9 protein-coding genes are annotated in these 15,133 nt (G+C 74.1%); 3 read left to right on the top strand and 6 right to left on the bottom strand.

The window, feature by feature from the left end; genetic code table 11:
* Positions 1 to 90 precede the first annotated feature (90 nt).
* Both OG251_RS27995 and OG251_RS27990 read right to left on the bottom strand, forming a co-directional pair.
* Complete coding sequence (locus OG251_RS27995; protein WP_326679711.1) at positions 91 to 1,551, bottom strand: sensor histidine kinase; 1,461 nt, start codon at positions 1,549 to 1,551, stop codon at positions 91 to 93.
* Positions 1,548 to 2,210 carry a response regulator transcription factor gene (locus OG251_RS27990; protein WP_326679710.1) on the bottom strand — a complete coding sequence of 221 codons (663 nt, stop codon included), beginning with the start codon at positions 2,208 to 2,210 and terminating at the stop codon, positions 1,548 to 1,550. Before OG251_RS27990 ends, OG251_RS27995 begins: the two co-directional genes overlap by 4 nt.
* Positions 2,211 to 2,327: 117 nt before the next feature.
* On the opposite strand from OG251_RS27990, the gene OG251_RS27985 reads away from it, so the two are divergent.
* Positions 2,328 to 3,023: a PepSY domain-containing protein gene (locus OG251_RS27985; RefSeq protein WP_326679709.1), complete on the top strand. Its 696-nt coding sequence runs from the start codon at positions 2,328 to 2,330 to the stop codon at positions 3,021 to 3,023.
* A gap of 120 nt (positions 3,024 to 3,143) precedes the next feature.
* On the opposite strand, the gene OG251_RS27980 is transcribed toward OG251_RS27985, so the two are convergent.
* The 4 genes from OG251_RS27980 to OG251_RS27965 form a co-directional block, all read right to left on the bottom strand.
* Entirely contained in the window at positions 3,144 to 5,483 is a 2,340-nt protein-coding gene (locus tag OG251_RS27980) for a protein kinase domain-containing protein (protein WP_326679708.1), read from the bottom strand.
* The gene (locus OG251_RS27975) at positions 5,480 to 8,014 is read right to left on the bottom strand and encodes a serine/threonine-protein kinase (protein WP_326679707.1); all 2,535 of its coding nucleotides are present in this window, start codon (positions 8,012 to 8,014) and stop codon (positions 5,480 to 5,482) included. The genes OG251_RS27980 and OG251_RS27975 overlap by 4 nt, the downstream gene beginning before the upstream one ends.
* Positions 8,015 to 8,237: 223 nt before the next feature.
* Positions 8,238 to 9,197: a methylmalonyl Co-A mutase-associated GTPase MeaB gene (meaB, locus tag OG251_RS27970; protein WP_326679706.1), complete on the bottom strand. Its 960-nt coding sequence runs from the start codon at positions 9,195 to 9,197 to the stop codon at positions 8,238 to 8,240.
* A gap of 69 nt (positions 9,198 to 9,266) precedes the next feature.
* On the bottom strand, positions 9,267 to 10,469 hold the full coding sequence (locus tag OG251_RS27965) for an acetyl-CoA C-acetyltransferase (protein ID WP_073727236.1): 1,203 nt from the start codon (positions 10,467 to 10,469) through the stop codon (positions 9,267 to 9,269).
* Between the two features lie 134 nt (positions 10,470 to 10,603).
* Here OG251_RS27965 and mce point away from each other — a divergent pair, with 134 nt between their 5' ends.
* On the top strand, positions 10,604 to 11,032 hold the full coding sequence (gene mce / locus OG251_RS27960; protein WP_326679705.1) for a methylmalonyl-CoA epimerase: 429 nt from the start codon (positions 10,604 to 10,606) through the stop codon (positions 11,030 to 11,032).
* Between the two features lie 164 nt (positions 11,033 to 11,196).
* Positions 11,197 to 15,057 carry a polarized growth protein Scy gene (gene scy / locus OG251_RS27955; RefSeq protein ID WP_326679704.1) on the top strand — a complete coding sequence of 1,287 codons (3,861 nt, stop codon included), beginning with the start codon at positions 11,197 to 11,199 and terminating at the stop codon, positions 15,055 to 15,057.
* Positions 15,058 to 15,133: the final 76 nt, after the last annotated feature.

Below are 15,133 nucleotides of genomic sequence, written 5' to 3'. Positions count from 1 at the left end.
CGGCACCACGGCGCGAGCGACATCACCGACGGCCGCCCCCTCGTCCAAGGGGGCGGCCCCATCGTGTACGGCCCCGGTGCGGCGGTGTCCTCAGTGCGGGCGGTCCGCGCCGGGCAGCCGCAGCCGGAACAGCGCGCCGCCCTCCGCCGCCCCGTCCACCGTCAGCGTGCCGCCGTGGCGGGTGGCGACGTCCCGGGCGATGGCGAGGCCCAGACCGGCCCCGCCGTCGTCCCTGCTGCGGGCGTCGTCGAGGCGCACGAACCGTTCGAAGATCCGCTCCCGCTCGTCGGGCGGCACACCCGCCCCGTCGTCGCGCACCTCGACGCTCACGCCGTTCGCGTCGGCGCCCACCGAGACCGCGACCACCCGATCCGCGTGACGCTCGGCGTTGTCCAGCAGATTGCCGATCACCCGCGCCAGCTGCCCGCGCGAACCGTTCACCTCGCAGGGGCCCGTGTCCGGCACCGACACCGTCACCGGGATCCGGTCGCCGACGCGCTGCGAGACCTCCTCGCGGACCAGCGCGCCCAGGTCGAGCGGCGTACGCCCCGGCTTCTCCCCCGCGTCCAGCCGGGCCAGCAGCAGCAGGTCGGCCGCCAGCGTCTGGAGCCGTACGGTGTCGGCGACCGCACCCGGCACGTCCAGCAGCTCCGGGTGGGCGGCGCCCACCTCCAGCTGCGTGCGCAGCGAGGCGATCGGGCTGCGCAGCTCGTGCGACGCGTCCGCGACGAAGCGCCGCTGACGGTCCACGGATGCCTCCAGCACGGTCAGGGTCTCGTTGGTCGTACGGGCCAGCCGGGCGATCTCGTCGCGCGAATCGGGCTCCGGCACCCGGCGGCCGAGGTCCTCGGACGCGGTGATCGCGGCCATCTCCCGGCGGATGCCCTCGACCGGCCGCAGCGCCCGACGGGTCACCAGCCAGGTCACCCCCGCGACGACGACCAGCAGCACGGGCAGCCCGGTCAGCATGGCCCCGCGCACGGTGCCCACGGCCTCCTGCTCGGTGGCGAGCGGGGCGCCCGCGTGGACGGTCAGGGTCACCCCGGTGGAGGTGGTCGCCTCGACGGCGGCGAAGCGGTAGTCGGCGGTGTGGCCGTCGACGGTGGCGGTGCCGTTGGTGAAGTCGGGGTCGTCAGAGGACACCTCGCCGCGCGCCGGACGGCCGCCGTCGTCGTCCCCGTCGTCCCGGTCGTCCCGGTCATCGTCGTCGTCATCGCCCGGCGTGCCCGCCGGGGCGGAAGGGACCGGCCGTACGACGCCGCTGTCCGTGCCCGAGATCGCCTCCAGGTCCTGGGAGACGGCCACCACCCGGCCGTCCTCGTCGGTCACCTGGACCGGGTGGTCCTCCTCGTCGTCCAGGTCCAGCGCGCCGTACGCCTTGTCGAGGGCGAGCTGCCCGGCCACCTCGCGGGCCGTCACCTCCGCCTGGAGTCCGGCCTGGTCGGTCAGGTTGGCGCGCAGGACCATGAGGACGGCGAGCCCGGCACCGATCAGCGCCAGGGCGACGACCAGCGTGGCGCCGAGCGCGGCCCTGGCCCGTACGGACCTCACAGCGCCTCCAGCCGGTAGCCGGCACCGCGCACGGTACGGATGGCCGCGGCTCCCAGCTTGCGCCGCAGGGTGCTGATGTAGACCTCGACGATGTTCGGGTCGCCGTCGTAGGCGAAGTCCCACACGTGCTCCAGGATGTCCGCCTTGCTCACCACCTGGCCCGCCCGCAGGGCCAGTTGCTCCAGTACGGCGAATTCCTTCGTGGTCAGCGCGATCTCGTCCTCGCCCCGGTGCACCCGCCGGGCGGCGGTGTCCATCCGCAGGGTGCCCACGGTGAGCACGGGCGAGGCGGAGCCGGTGCCGCGGCGCCGCAGCAGCGCCCGGATCCGGGCGACCAGGACGACGTAGCTGAACGGCTTGGTCAGATAGTCGTCGGCGCCGGTGTCCAGTCCCTCCGCCTCGTCGTACTCCCCGTCCTTCGCCGTGAGCATGAGGATGGGCACCTCGTGTCCCGCGGCGCGCAGGGCGGCGCAGACCCGGTAGCCGTTCATGCCGGGCAGCATGATGTCCAGGACGACGAGGTCGTACGTTCCCCCGCTCGCCAGGTGCAGCCCTTCGAGGCCGTCGTGCACCACATCCACGGCGAAGCCCTCGGCGGTGAGTCCCCCGGCCAGGGACACCGCGAGTCGCTTCTCGTCCTCCACGATCAACAGGCGCATGTGCACAGGGTCGCAAACCCCACCTGAAGAAGGCTTCAGGTGGCTTCAGGCTGCGTTCAGCATCACCCCGGCAGTGTGGAACCCGTCGAACCGGCACATCCCTCGGGGAGGAACCTCATGAAGCGCAACATCGCCGTCGCAGCCGTCACCGCAGCCGTACTCATCGGCGGCGCGGCCGCCACCACCGTCGCCTTCGCGGACGACGACAGCGACCGCACCGCCCGGAGCACGGGCAGCGGCACGGCTCCCAAGACCATCACCACCGACGGGGACGACGACACCGCGCGGACCGTCACGGGCACCACCACGATCTCCCTCGACGAGGCCGTCGCCGCCGCGCTGAAGAGCGTCCCCGGCACGGTCACCGAGGCGGAACTGGACGACGACGAGGACCGCGACGTCTGGGAGCTGGATGTGTACGGCTCCGACAAGGTCTGGCACGACGTGACCGTCGACGCCCGCAACGGCACGGTGCTCAGTGACCGCGACGACAACGACGACGACCGCGACCGCCACGCGCCCAAGTCCGCGTCGCTCCCGCTGGACGCGGCCGTCACGTCGGCGCTGCGGACCGCTCCCGGCAGCGTGACCTCCGTCGACCTGGACAACGACGACGATGACGACGACGGCCGCAGGGGCAACGTCCTGCGCTGGGACATCGACATCGCGGGCAAGGACGGCAGGCACCACGAGCTGCACGTCGACGCGAAGACCGGCAAGGTCACGGTGGACCGTGACGACGACAGCGACGACGACCGCGGGGACGACCACGACGACCATGACGACCGCGGGGACGACGGCGACGACCGCTGACCCGGCGTCCGGCGCGCCCTGAGCCCTTCCCGACGCGGGGCTCGGGGCGCGAAGCCCTTCCGGCGCGGAGCTCAGGGCTCAAGGCCCACGGCTCAGGGCTCAGGGCTCAGGGCTCAGGGCTCAGGGTGCGAAGCCGGACACGACCGATCCGTCGTTGTCGAAGGACAGGAACAGCACGTCCCCGACCGCGATCAGGCGGGAGCTGTCCTCCAACGGTCCGTTCAGGACCTTGCGCTCCGTCATCTCGATGCTCCCCCGGCCGCCCAGCGCGAAGGCGTCCACCACCTCGCCGTCGGCGACGAGGGCGTGATCGCCCGAGACCGACGTACCTCCGGCGAGCGCCAGATCCGAGACATGGCTCCACAGCTCCTCGCCGTCCGAGAGGCGCAACGCGCGCAGCCGGCCGGGCGAGGAGAGGACGACCGTGCCGTCCGCGGAGACGGCGGGCCGGTACGACGCGGTCGCCGCCGTGGCCAGAGTTCTGCGCCGATCGGTGCGGGTCACATCGATCACGGTGATGCCCTCCTCGCCCAGACAGAGCAACTCGGCCTTCCGCAGCACCGGTTCACCGCACGGCACATCGCCCTGGACGATTCCGGGCAGCCGGTCGCCGGAGGCCGCGTCGAAGATCCGGATGTCGCCGCCGACCGCCACCAGCCGCCCCTCGGCGACCAGCAGCGTGAACTGGAACTCGTGGTACTCCACGCTCCACCTCTCCGGCCGCTTCGCGCCCGTCACCTGCTGGGCGACCAGCCGGCCCGTGGAGCCGCCCCGGATCCGCGAGACGTAGTGGACCACCCCGTCCGCGTACACGGCGCCGGTGCCGAGGTACCCCTTCCGCATCGGCTTGCGCCACACCTCCTTGCCGTCGGTGAGACGGAGCCCGAGGAGGGCCTCCGGAACGAACGCGTACACCGTGCCCTCGACGACCGCCGCGATCGACCGGCCGTCCGTGCCCACCGCATCGCCGCCGGTCCGCTCCGGGACGTTCCACCGCTCGGTGCCGGTCGCCGCGTCCAGCGCGGTCACCCCGCGGCTGCCGGAACAGACCAGCGTGTCCCCGGACAGCGCGCAGCCGTGGTCGCCGGTGCCCTTCCCGCCGGTCCACGGCTGCCACCCCGCGGGGCGCGCCGCGCTGTCGGCGCCCCGCTCCCCGAAGTCGCCGGTGCGCCCCGCGTCCGCACCCGGGACGAGCGTGGCGGGGGTGGGCCGCACGGACGGCGAGGGGGACGCGGAGGCACCGGGCCGCCCGCCCGTCGCACCGCCGCTCCCGTCGCCGGTCCCGTCCAGCAGCCCCGGCAGCAGCAGGACGCCGAGCGCCACGCACACCGCGAGGGCGACGGCCGCCACCGCGATCCGCGGGCCGCGCCGCCGGGACGGCGCCGGGTCCGGTGCGAGGGGCGAAAGCGGCGCAGCGGCCGACGGGGCGAGGGGCGCTGGGACGGCAGGCGGCCGGGCGAGGGGCGCCGCCCCAACCGGCGCACCGCCCCCGGGCGCCCCCGGCACCGCACCCGCCTCGACCACCCGGTCCGCGGCGGGCGCCGAGCGCGCGCACTCCCGCGCCTCCCCCGCGTACCGGGAGAACTCCCCGCGCACCGCGTCGTGCCACGGGAACGGCTCCGGGAACTCCCCCGGCCACAGCAGCCCGGCCAGCTCCGGCGGTGTCGGCCGGTCCTCGGCGCGGGCGCTGAGGCAGCGCTCGATCAGCGGCCGCAACCCCACGGGTACGCCGCCGAGTTCGGGCTCCCCGTGAGCGATGCGGAAGATGACCGCCGCCATGTCGGAGTCGTCGAACGGGCCGCGCCCGGACGCGGCGTGAGCGAGCACGGCGCCCAGGCAGAACACGTCGGAGGCGGGCACCAGCGCCCGCGAACCTTCGATGTGCTCGGGCGAGATGTAGCCGGGGGTGCCGACCACCACGCCGGTCCGGGTCAGCCGGGTGGCCTCGAACGCCTGCGCGATCCCGAAGTCGATGACCTTGGGCCCGTCGGCGCCGAGCAGCACGTTGCCGGGCTTGAGGTCGCGGTGCAGCACCCGTACCGCGTGCATGTCGGCCAGCGCACGGGCGAGACCCGAGCCCACCGCGCGCACCACCGGTTCGGGCAGCGGCCCGGTGCGGGAGACGGCCTCGGCGAGCGTGGGGCCGGGGACGTACTCGGTGGCGAGCCAGGGCCGCGGACCGTCGGCGTCCCCGCCGACGAGCGCGGCCGAGTGCGGACTGCGCACCGCACCGGCCGCCGCGATCTCCCGGCGGAAGCGGATCCGGAACCCTTCGTCGAGGTCGAGACCGGTGTGCATCGTCTTCAGCGCGACGAGCCCGGCGAGCGGATCACCGGAAGCGGTCCGCGCCGTGCCGGGCCGGGCGAGGTAGACCTCGCCCATGCCGCCCGCGCCGAGCAGGCCGAGCAGCTGGTACGGGCCGATCCGGGTGCGTACGCCGGGGGCGAGCGGCCCGATCATGAGGCGGCCGGGCCCGGCAGCGGGACGGACAGGACGGTGCCCTGGTCGTAGAGGACGTACACGGCCCCGCCGACCGGCAGGATCTCCGGTGACAGCAGCTCCTGTTCGAACCGCACGCCCCAGTCGAGCTCGTCGTAGGACGGCGGGACCGTGGGGCCGGGCGCGCCCTTGAGCGGGGTGCCGCGGAGCTTGCCGGGCGCGGAGCCGCCGTTGAGCGGGACGCTGTAGAGCGTGGTGGTGTCCGCCCATACGAGGGTGTCGGCCACGATCACCGGCGCGGAGACCGGATTCCTGCGGCCGCCCCCCGCGTCCTTGCGCAGGGGGTAGCGGCCCAGCACCCGGCCGCCTTCCCGCGCGGTCAGGACGATCTCCGGCGCGGTCGTGTCGTCCACCCAGGGCGCACTGCCGCGTGCGAGGACCATGACGTGGTCGTCGACGGCCGCCAGCGTGGTGCCGGTGGTGAGTTCGGGGGTGACCGCGACCTGTCCGGTCAGCCTGAGCGACGGCGCGCGGAGCCGGTAGACGGCGATGCCCTCCTCGTCCGTGGTATGGGTGTAGACGGAGCAGTGGACGAGGGGCAGGCGCACGAGGGCGTCCCGGCAGTCGGCCGTGGTCTCGTCGTCGGCCCGGCCCAGTTCCTCGCCGTCCGTCGTGCGCAGCGCGCGTACCCCGTCCCCGCCGAGGATGTAGAGCACCCCGTCGTCGGTGGCCAGCGGCCAGTAGTCGTACCACTGCGCCTGGGTGATGTCGTCACCGACGAGCGGCTTGCGCCACTTCTCCTCGCCGGTACGGAGGTCGAAGGCGGCGACCTGCGCGCCGTGCGGGGTGTCGCCGATGTCGGCGAACACCAGCCCGTCGGCGACCACCGGGGCGCTCTCCAGCCAGTGCGCGCCGCCGGACCTGCTCTCCCAACGCGTCTTTCCGGTACGGGAGTCCAGCGCGAGCAGCCGGTTGCCGGTGGCCAGGAGGACGGTGTCGCCGTGGATCGCCGGGCGGGTGGAGCCGCCGGGCATGAAGAACTGCCCGGTCGGGCTGACCCGCGCGCCCGGACCGGCGTTCTCCTCGGCTGCCGCGTAGTCCCAGAGCTTCTTCCCGTCGGAGGCGGACAGCGCCTCGTACGATCCGTCGGTCCTGCGGCAGACCACGGCGTACCGGCCGGCCGCGCAGCCCAGCGGCGCGGCGGCGAGCCTGCCCTGCCACGGCTTCCAGCCGGCGGGGCGGATGTCGCGTCCGTAGGGGACGGTGCCGGAGCCCGCGGGTCCGCCCTGGGCGTCGATCCCGGCGAGCACCTGGGCGGGTGTGCCTCCGGTACCCCCGGGGCTTCCGGCGCCGCCGGTCCCGTCCGGATCGTCGTCACGCAGGGCGAGCAGGCCGCCGGTGGCGGCGCCGGCCAGGAGGAGCCCGACGGCCGCGGCGCGTGCGTAGCGGCCCCAGGACGGCAGCGGGGAACGGGCGGCGGACGGCGTGGGCTCCGGGGGCAGGCCCGGTCCGCGGGTGGGCAGCCGATCGGCCGGCACCCTGCTTCCGGTGGCGGCCTCCGTCGGGGTGTACCCCGGCAGCAGGGGCCCCTCCAGCGCCCGGAGGACGGCCAGCTCCCTCTCGTGCTCGGCGATGTGCTCCGCCATCGGTGCCGGCCAGCCGACGGCGGCGTCCGGGGCGAGGCGCGCGGCGAGTTCGGCGGCGGTGGGGCGGGCTGCCGGGTCGGCAGCCAGGCAGTCCGCGAGGACCGCGCGCAGGGCGGCCGGCACCTCGCTCAGGTCGGCCTCGACGTACTTGACCCGGTAGAGCACGGCGGCGACGGGCCCGTCGCCGAAGGGGTCGCGCCCGGTGGCGGCGAAGCAGAGCACGGAGGCGAGGGCGAAGACGTCCGACGCGGACACGACGCGTCCGCTGCCCGCGACATGCTCCGGGGACATGAAGGCGGGGCTGCCGACCATCCGGCCGGTGGTGGTGAGCGGGGTGGCGCTCGGGTTCCGGGCGATCCCGAAGTCGATGAGCCGCGGGCCGTCCGCGGCGAGCATCACATTGCCCGGCTTCACGTCCCGGTGCACCACGCCCGCCGCGTGGACGGCCTCCAGCGCGCGGGCGAGCCCGGCGCCGAGCATCCGCGCCTCCTCCTCGCCGAGCGCCCCCGAACGGCGCACCGCGGCCGAGAGGGTCGGGCCCGCCACATAGCCGGTGGCGAGCCAGGGCACCTCGGCGTCGGCGTCGCCGTCGAGCAGCGGGGCGAGCCAGGGGCCCGTGACGGAGCGGGCGAGGGCGATCTCGCGCCGGAAGCGGGTACGGAAGCCGGGGTCACCGGCCACCTCACGGCGCACCGTCTTGACGGCGACGGGCTCGGCGGCGCCCGGAGCGCCGGGGGCGTCCGGGGCACCCGCACCGCCCGTGGCGCCGGCAGGTGTGTCCGCCCCGCAGGTCGCCTCGTCCCGTACCCCGAGGTAGACCTCCCCCATGCCTCCCGCGCCGAGCCTGGCCCGTATCGCGTACGGCCCGATCCGTCTCGGCGAGTCCTCCCGCAGCGGCCCCGGCATGCGTCGCTTCCCCCCTGGTGCGCACGGTCGGTGCGCACGACCCACAGGACAGGCGCGGCGCGTGTCCCGTGGCATCCTGCCACGCGCGCCGCACGCCCGGCAGGGCCGTGGCGCAACGAACGGCGCACCCGCGTCCCATAACTGACGGCTTCTCAGGGAGAAGGGACGGGGGTGCGCCGTGGGCCGGTTCCCGCGGGCGGCCCGCACGCCGCCCGGGGAACCGTCAGGACTCGCCCGTGAGCCCCGCCACCAGTTCGTCGGCCGCCGCGTACGGGTCGAGACGGCCTGCCACGATGCTTGCCGCCAGGGCGTCCAGGCGGCGGTCGCCGTGCAGATCGGCGATCCGCTCGCGGAGGGCCGTGACGGCGATCGTCTCGACCTCGTGGGCCGCCCGCGCGGTGCGCCGGGCGGCCAGCACCCCGTGCTCGTCCATCCACGCCCGGTGCTTCTCCAGCGCCTCGACGACCTCGTCGATGCCCTCGCCGCGGGCGGCGACCGTCTTGACGATCGGCGGGCGCCAGTCGCCGGGTCCCCGCGACTCCCCGAGGCCCAGCATGTGGTTCAGCTCGCGGGCGGTGGCGTCCGCGCCGTCCCGGTCGGCCTTGTTGACGACGTACACATCGCCGATCTCCAGGATTCCGGCCTTCGCCGCCTGGATGCCGTCGCCCATGCCGGGGGCGAGCAGCACGACGGAGGTGTCGGCCTGGGAGGCGATCTCCACCTCCGACTGGCCGACGCCGACCGTCTCGACGAGGATCACGTCGCAGCCCGCCGCGTCCAGCACCCGGATCGCCTGCGGTGCCGACCAGGCGAGGCCGCCCAGATGTCCGCGGGTGGCCATGGAGCGGATGTAGACGCCGGGGTCGGAGGCGTGGTCCGACATCCGCACCCGGTCGCCGAGGAGCGCGCCCCCGGAGAACGGCGAGGACGGGTCGACGGCGAGGACGCCGACCCGCTTGCCGGCCCGGCGGTAGGCGGAGACCAGCGCCGAGGTCGAGGTGGACTTGCCCACACCGGGCGAACCGGTGAGCCCGACGACGTACGCGTGGCCCGCCAGCGGGGCCAGCGCCGCCATCACCTCGCGCAGTTGCGGTGACGCCCCCTCCACCAGCGAGATCAGCCGGGCCACCGCCCGCGGCCTGCCCTGCCGCGCCTGCTCGACCAGGGTGGGGACGTCCACCATCACCGCTCCGTTCACTCAGTTCTCGGGGTTACGAGTGTCACCTGCCGGGCCAGGGGGCCGCGGCCGCCCTCAGCGGGGAACGCGGATGATCAGCGCGTCGCCCTGACCGCCGCCGCCGCACAGCGCCGCCGCGCCGGTGCCGCCGCCGCGCCGCTTCAGCTCCAGGGCCAGGTGCAGGACCACGCGGGCGCCGGACATCCCGATCGGGTGGCCGAGCGCGATGGCCCCGCCGTTGACGTTGACCTTCTCCGAGGTGACCCCGAGGTCCTTCATCGACTGAACGGCGACGGCCGCGAACGCCTCGTTGATCTCGATCAGATCGAGGTCCTCGACGGTGAGGCCGTCCTTCTTCAGAGCGTGCCTGATGGCGTTGGAGGGCTGTGACTGGAGCGAGTTGTCCGGGCCCGCGACATTGCCGTGGGCACCGATCTCGGCGATCCAGTCCAGGCCGAGCTCCTGCGCCTTGGCCTTGCTCATGACGACGACCGCGGCGGCGCCGTCGGAGATCTGCGAGGAGGTGCCCGCGGTGATGGTGCCGTCCTTGGCGAAGGCGGGGCGCAGCCTGCCCAGCGACTCGACGGTCGTCTCGGCGCGGATGCCCTCGTCCTTGGCGAACAGGACCGGGTCGCCCTTGCGCTGCGGGATCTCGACCGGGGTGATCTCGGCCTCGAAGATGCCGTTCTTCTGGGCGGCGGCGGCACGCTGGTGGGACTGGGCGCCGATCTCGTCCTGGGCGGCGCGGTCCAGGCCGAGGCGGGTGTTGTGCTTCTCGGTGGACTCGCCCATCGGAATGTTCTCGTAGGCGTCGGTCAGACCGTCGTACGCCATGGAGTCGAGCATCTCGATCGCGCCGTACTTGTAGCCCTCGCGGGACTTCGGCAGCAGGTGCGGGGCGTTGGTCATGGATTCCTGGCCACCGGCGACGACGACGTCGAACTCCCCGGCGCGGATGAGCTGGTCGGCCAGGGCGATGGCGTCGAGCCCGGAGAGGCACACCTTGTTGACGGTGAGCGCGGGGACGTTCATCGGGATGCCGGCCTTGACCGCGGCCTGGCGGGCCGGGATCTGCCCCGCCCCGGCCTGGAGGACCTGGCCCATGATCACGTACTCGACCTGGTCGCCGCCGATCCCGGCCCGGTCCAGCGCGGCCTTGATGGCGATGCCGCCGAGGTCGGCCCCGGAGAAGCTCTTCAGCGAGCCGAGGAGGCGGCCCATGGGCGTACGGGCGCCCGCGACGATCACTGAGGTGGTGGTACCGGTCGTTCCTGACATGGGCACGGCCCCTTGGGGTTGTATGTGAACGAGGGTTTACCTGAATGTACTGAGCGGTACCTCGCCCGTCATCCGGCAAAGGGTGTGATGGCGCGCACGTTGCGTAACCATGTCCGGGGCGCTGCACTGGATCCATGCTGACGCGAATCGACCACATCGGGATTGCCTGTTTCGACCTCGACAAGACGGTGGAGTTCTACCGCGCGACGTACGGGTTCGAGGTGTTCCACTCCGAGATCAACGAGGAGCAGGGCGTCAGGGAGGCCATGCTCAAGATCAACGGGACCTCGGACGGCGGGGCCTCCTACCTCCAGCTGCTGGAGCCGACCCGTGAGGACTCGGCCGTGGGCAAGTGGCTGGCGAAGAACGGGGAGGGCGTCCACCACATCGCCTTCGGCACCGCCGACGTCGACCAGGACGCCGCGGACATCCGGGAGAAGGGCGTCAGGGTGCTGTACGACGAGCCCAGGACCGGGTCGATGGGGTCGCGGATCACGTTCCTGCACCCGAAGGACTGCCACGGTGTGCTCACGGAACTGGTCACGTCCCGGACGGAGCACTGACCTCCGCATACCTGGGCCGGTAGAGTGGGCTGTTCCGGGCCGGGGCCGGGTCGGGGCCGCACCGCGTCCCCGTCGTTTGTCTGTCACCATTCCCCGGGGGGCCGTTCGCCGGCGAACGGTGCTCGTTTGGAGAGTTGCGACCAGGGGACGGATGGGACCGCGCAGTGCGGGGCTACGAACGCCAGGAGAGCCACCGAGCTGACGATCATCTCTCGCGGTTCGAAGCCGAGATGGACCGGCTGAAGACCGACCGGGAGAAGGCCGTCCAGCACGCCGAGGACCTCGGTTACCAGGTCGAGGTCTTGCGCGCCAAGCTGCACGAGGCCCGGCGCAATCTCGCGACCCGTCCCGCCTACGACAGCGGGGACCTGGGCTACCAGGCCGACCAGCTGCTCCGTAACGCCCAGATCCAGGCCGACCAGCTGCGCAGCGACGCCGAGCGCGAGCTCCGCGACGCCCGCGCGCAGACGCAGCGGATTCTTCAGGAGCACGCCGAGCACCAGGCCAGGCTCCAGGCCGAGTTGCACACCGAGGCCGTCCAGCGCAGACAGCGGCTCGACCAGGAGCTGGCCGAACGCCGCCAGACCGTCGAGTCCCACGTCAACGAGAACGTCGCCTGGGCCGAGCAGTTGCGCGCCCGCACCGAGTCCCAGGCCCGCCGCCTCCTGGACGAGTCCCGCGCCGAGGCCGAGCAGTCCCTGGCCGCCGCGCGCAACGAGGCCAACCGGCTCGCCGAGGAGACCCGGCGACGGCTCGGCTCCGAGACCGAGTCGGCCCGCTCCGAAGCCGAAGCGGTCCTGCTGCGCGCCCGCAAGGACGCCGAGCGCCTGCTGAACGCGGCGTCCGCACAGGCCCAGGAGGCCAGCAGCCACGCCGAGCAGCTGCGCACCTCGACAGCCGCCGAGACCGGCCAGGCCAGGCAGCAGACCGCCGAGCTGAACCGGTCGGCCGACCAGCGCCTCCAGGAGGCCGAGACCCGGCTGCGCGAGGCCCGCCTGGAGGCCGAGAAGGTCGTCTCCGAGGCGAAGGAGACCGCGGTCAAGCGGCTGGCCGGCGCCGAGTCGCAGAACGAGCAGCGCACCCGTACGGCCAAGTCCGAGATCGCCCGGCTGGTCGGCGAGGCCACCAAGAGTGCCGAGGCGCTCAAGGAAGAGGCCGAACAGGCCCTCGGCGACGCCCGCGCCGAGGCCGACCGGCTGGTCGCCGAGGCGTCCGAGAAGGCCCGCACCACGGCCGCCGAGGACACCGCGGCCCAGCTCGCCAAGGCCGCCCGTACCGCCGAGGAAGTACTGACGAAGGCGTCCGAGGACGCCAGGTCCACCACCTCCGCGGCGAGCGAGGAGGCCGACCGGATCCGCCGCGAGGCGGAGGCCGAGGCCGACCGGCTGCGCGGCGAGGCCGCCGAACAGGCCGACCAGCTCAAGGGCGCGGCCAAGGACGACACCAAGGAGTACCGGGCCAAGACGGTCGAGCTCCAGGAGGAGGCCCGCAGGCTGCGCGGCGAGGCCGAGCAGCTGCGCTCCGAGGCCGTCGCCGAGGGCGAGCGGATCCGCGGCGAGGCCCGCCGGGAGGCCGTCCAGCAGCTGGAGGAGGGTGCCCGCACCGCCGAGGAGCTGCTGACCAAGGCCAGGTCGGACGCCGACGAGCTGCGGACCTCCGCGGGCACCGAGAGCGAGCGGGTGCGCACCGAGGCGTCCGAGCGCGCCGCCACCCTGCGCAAGCAGGCCGAGGAGACCCTGGAGCGCACCCGGACCGAGGCCGACAAGCTCCGGGCCGAGGCCGAGGAGCAGGCGGAGTCCCTCACCGCCGCGGCCGAGCAGGCGGCGGCCGAGCTCCGCGCGGAGACCGAGCGCGCGGTGGCCGCCCGGCAGGCCGAGGCCGCCGACGAGCTGAGCCGGCTGCACACCGAGGCCGAGACCCGCCTCGCGGGCGCCGAGGAGACGCTGAGCGAGGCCCGTACCGAAGCGGAGCGCATCCGCCGCGAGACGAACGAGGAGTCCGAGCGGCTGCGCACGGAGGCCGCCGAGCGGCTGCGCACCCTCCAGGAGCAGGCCGAGGCGGAGGCCGAGCGGCTGCGCGACGAGGCCGCGGCCGATGCCTCGCAGTCCCGCGCGGAGGGCGAGAACGTCGCCGTACGGCTGCGCGGCGAGGCCGCCGCCGAGGCGGAGCGGCTCAAGTCCGAGGCGCAGGACAGTGCCGACCGGGTACGGGCCGAGGCCGCCGCCGCCGCCGAGCGGGTCGCCGCCGAGGCGGCCGAGGCGCTGTCCGCCGCCCAGGAGGAGGCCAACCGGCGCCGCCGGGAGGCCGAGGAGACCCTGGGTTCCGCGCGCACCGAGGCGGAGCGGGAGCGGGTCAGGGCCCGCGAGCAGAGCGAGGAGCTGCTGGCCTCCGCCCGCAAGCGCGTCGAGGAGGCCCAGACCGAGGCCCAGCGGCTCGTCGAGGAGGCGGACTCCCGGGCGACCGAGCTGGTCGCCGCGGCCGAGCAGACCGCCCAGCAGGTACGTGACTCCGTCGCCGGTCTCCAGGAGCAGGCCGAGGAGGAGATCGCCGGGCTGCGCTCCGCCGCCGAGCACTCCGCGGACCGGACCAGGACCGAGGCGCAGGAGGAGGCGGACCGGGTCCGCGCGGATGCCTACGCCGAGCGGGAGCGGGCCGCCGAGGACGCCAACCGCGTCCGCCAGGTGGCGGGCGAGGAGGCCGAGGCCGCGAAGGCGCTGGCCGAGCGTACGGTCTCCGACGCGATCGCCGAGTCGGAGCGGATGCGCGCCGACACCTCGGAGTACAGCCAGCGGGTCCGTACCGAAGCGTCCGACTCGCTCGCCTCGGCGGAGCAGGACGCCTCGCGCGCCCGTGCGGAGGCCCGTCAGGACGCGAACCGCATCCGTTCGGAGGCAGCGGCGCAGTCCGATCTGCTCATCGGTGAGTCGACGGCCGAGAGCGAGCGGATCCGTACCGAGGCCGGCGAAGCGGCCAACCAGCTCGTCGGGGAGGCCACCACCGAGGCCGAGCGGCGACGCGCCGACGCGGCCGAGAAGGCGGAACGCCTCGTCGCGGAGGCCACCGACGAGGCGGAGCGGCTGCGCGCGGAGGCGGCGGAGACCGTCGGTTCGGCACAGGAGCACGCGGCCCGGACCCGCGAGGAGTCCGAACGGGTGCGGGCCGAGGCGGAGTCGGCGGCCGAGCAGATGCGCGCCGAGGCCCGCCAGGAGGCGGACCGGATGCTCGACGAGGCCCGGGAGGCCGCGGCGAAGCGGCGTGCCGACGCCGCCGAGCAGGCCGACCAGCTGGTCAACAAGGCCCAGGAGGAGGCGCTCCGCTCCGCCACCGAGGCCGAGGCGCAGGCCGACACGATGGTCGGCGCGGCCCGCAAGGAGGCCGTGCGCATCACGTCCGAGGCGACGGTCGAGGGCAACACCCTGGTGGAGCGTGCCCGTACGGACGCGGACGAGCTGCTGGTCGGCGCGCGGCGCGACGCCACCGCGAACCGGGAGCGGTCCGAGGAGTTGCGGGCCCGGCTGGAGAGCGAGATCGAGGAGCTGCACGAGCGGGCCCGCCGGGAGACCTCCGAGCAGATGAAGACCGCCGGTGAGCGCGTCGACAATCTGATGAAGGCGGCGACCGAGCAGCGTGACGAGGCCGCGGCGAAGGCCAAGGAGCTGCTGGCGGAGGCCAATTCGGAGGCGAGCAAGGTCCGGATCGCGGCGGTGAAGCGGGCCGAGTCGCTCCTGAAGGAGGCCGAGTCCAAGAAGGCCGAACTGGTCCGCGAGGCCGAGAAGCTGCGTGCCGACGCCGAGACCGAGTCGAAGCAGATGGTCGACGAGGGCAGGCGGGAGCTGGACGTACTGGTACGCAGGCGGGCGGACATCAATACGGAGATCTCACGGGTCCAGGACGTACTGGAGGCGTTGGAGTCCTTCGAGGCACCGACCGGGGGCACCAAGCCCGCCAACGGCAGTTCCCCGGGGAGCACCAAGGCCACGGCGGCGGCGGGTACACGGTCCGGTGGCAAGTCGTCCGAGGGGTGAGCGGACCGGCGATGTCCGATACTTCGTCAGGAGTGTCCGGACCGCGATGTCCCGTGCTTCGTCATGGACATTCAAC

Source organism: Streptomyces sp. NBC_01237 (assembly GCF_035917275.1).
Lineage (GTDB): Bacteria > Actinomycetota > Actinomycetes > Streptomycetales > Streptomycetaceae > Streptomyces.
This window is presented reverse-complemented; position numbering and strand designations above follow the sequence as displayed.

Excerpts from the sequence above, each read along its gene's own strand:
- mce (WP_326679705.1), top strand. The coding sequence starts at position 10,604 with ATGCTGACGCGAATCGACCACATCGGGATTGCCTGTTTCGACCTCGAC.
- OG251_RS27980 (WP_326679708.1), bottom strand. The coding sequence starts at position 5,483 with ATGATCGGGCCGCTCGCCCCCGGCGTACGCACCCGGATCGGCCCGTAC.
- meaB (WP_326679706.1), bottom strand. The coding sequence starts at position 9,197 with ATGGTGGACGTCCCCACCCTGGTCGAGCAGGCGCGGCAGGGCAGGCCG.
- OG251_RS27975 (WP_326679707.1), bottom strand. The coding sequence starts at position 8,014 with ATGCCGGGGCCGCTGCGGGAGGACTCGCCGAGACGGATCGGGCCGTAC.
- OG251_RS27965 (WP_073727236.1), bottom strand. The coding sequence starts at position 10,469 with ATGTCAGGAACGACCGGTACCACCACCTCAGTGATCGTCGCGGGCGCC.
- OG251_RS27985 (WP_326679709.1), top strand. The coding sequence starts at position 2,328 with ATGAAGCGCAACATCGCCGTCGCAGCCGTCACCGCAGCCGTACTCATC.
- OG251_RS27990 (WP_326679710.1), bottom strand. The coding sequence starts at position 2,210 with ATGCGCCTGTTGATCGTGGAGGACGAGAAGCGACTCGCGGTGTCCCTG.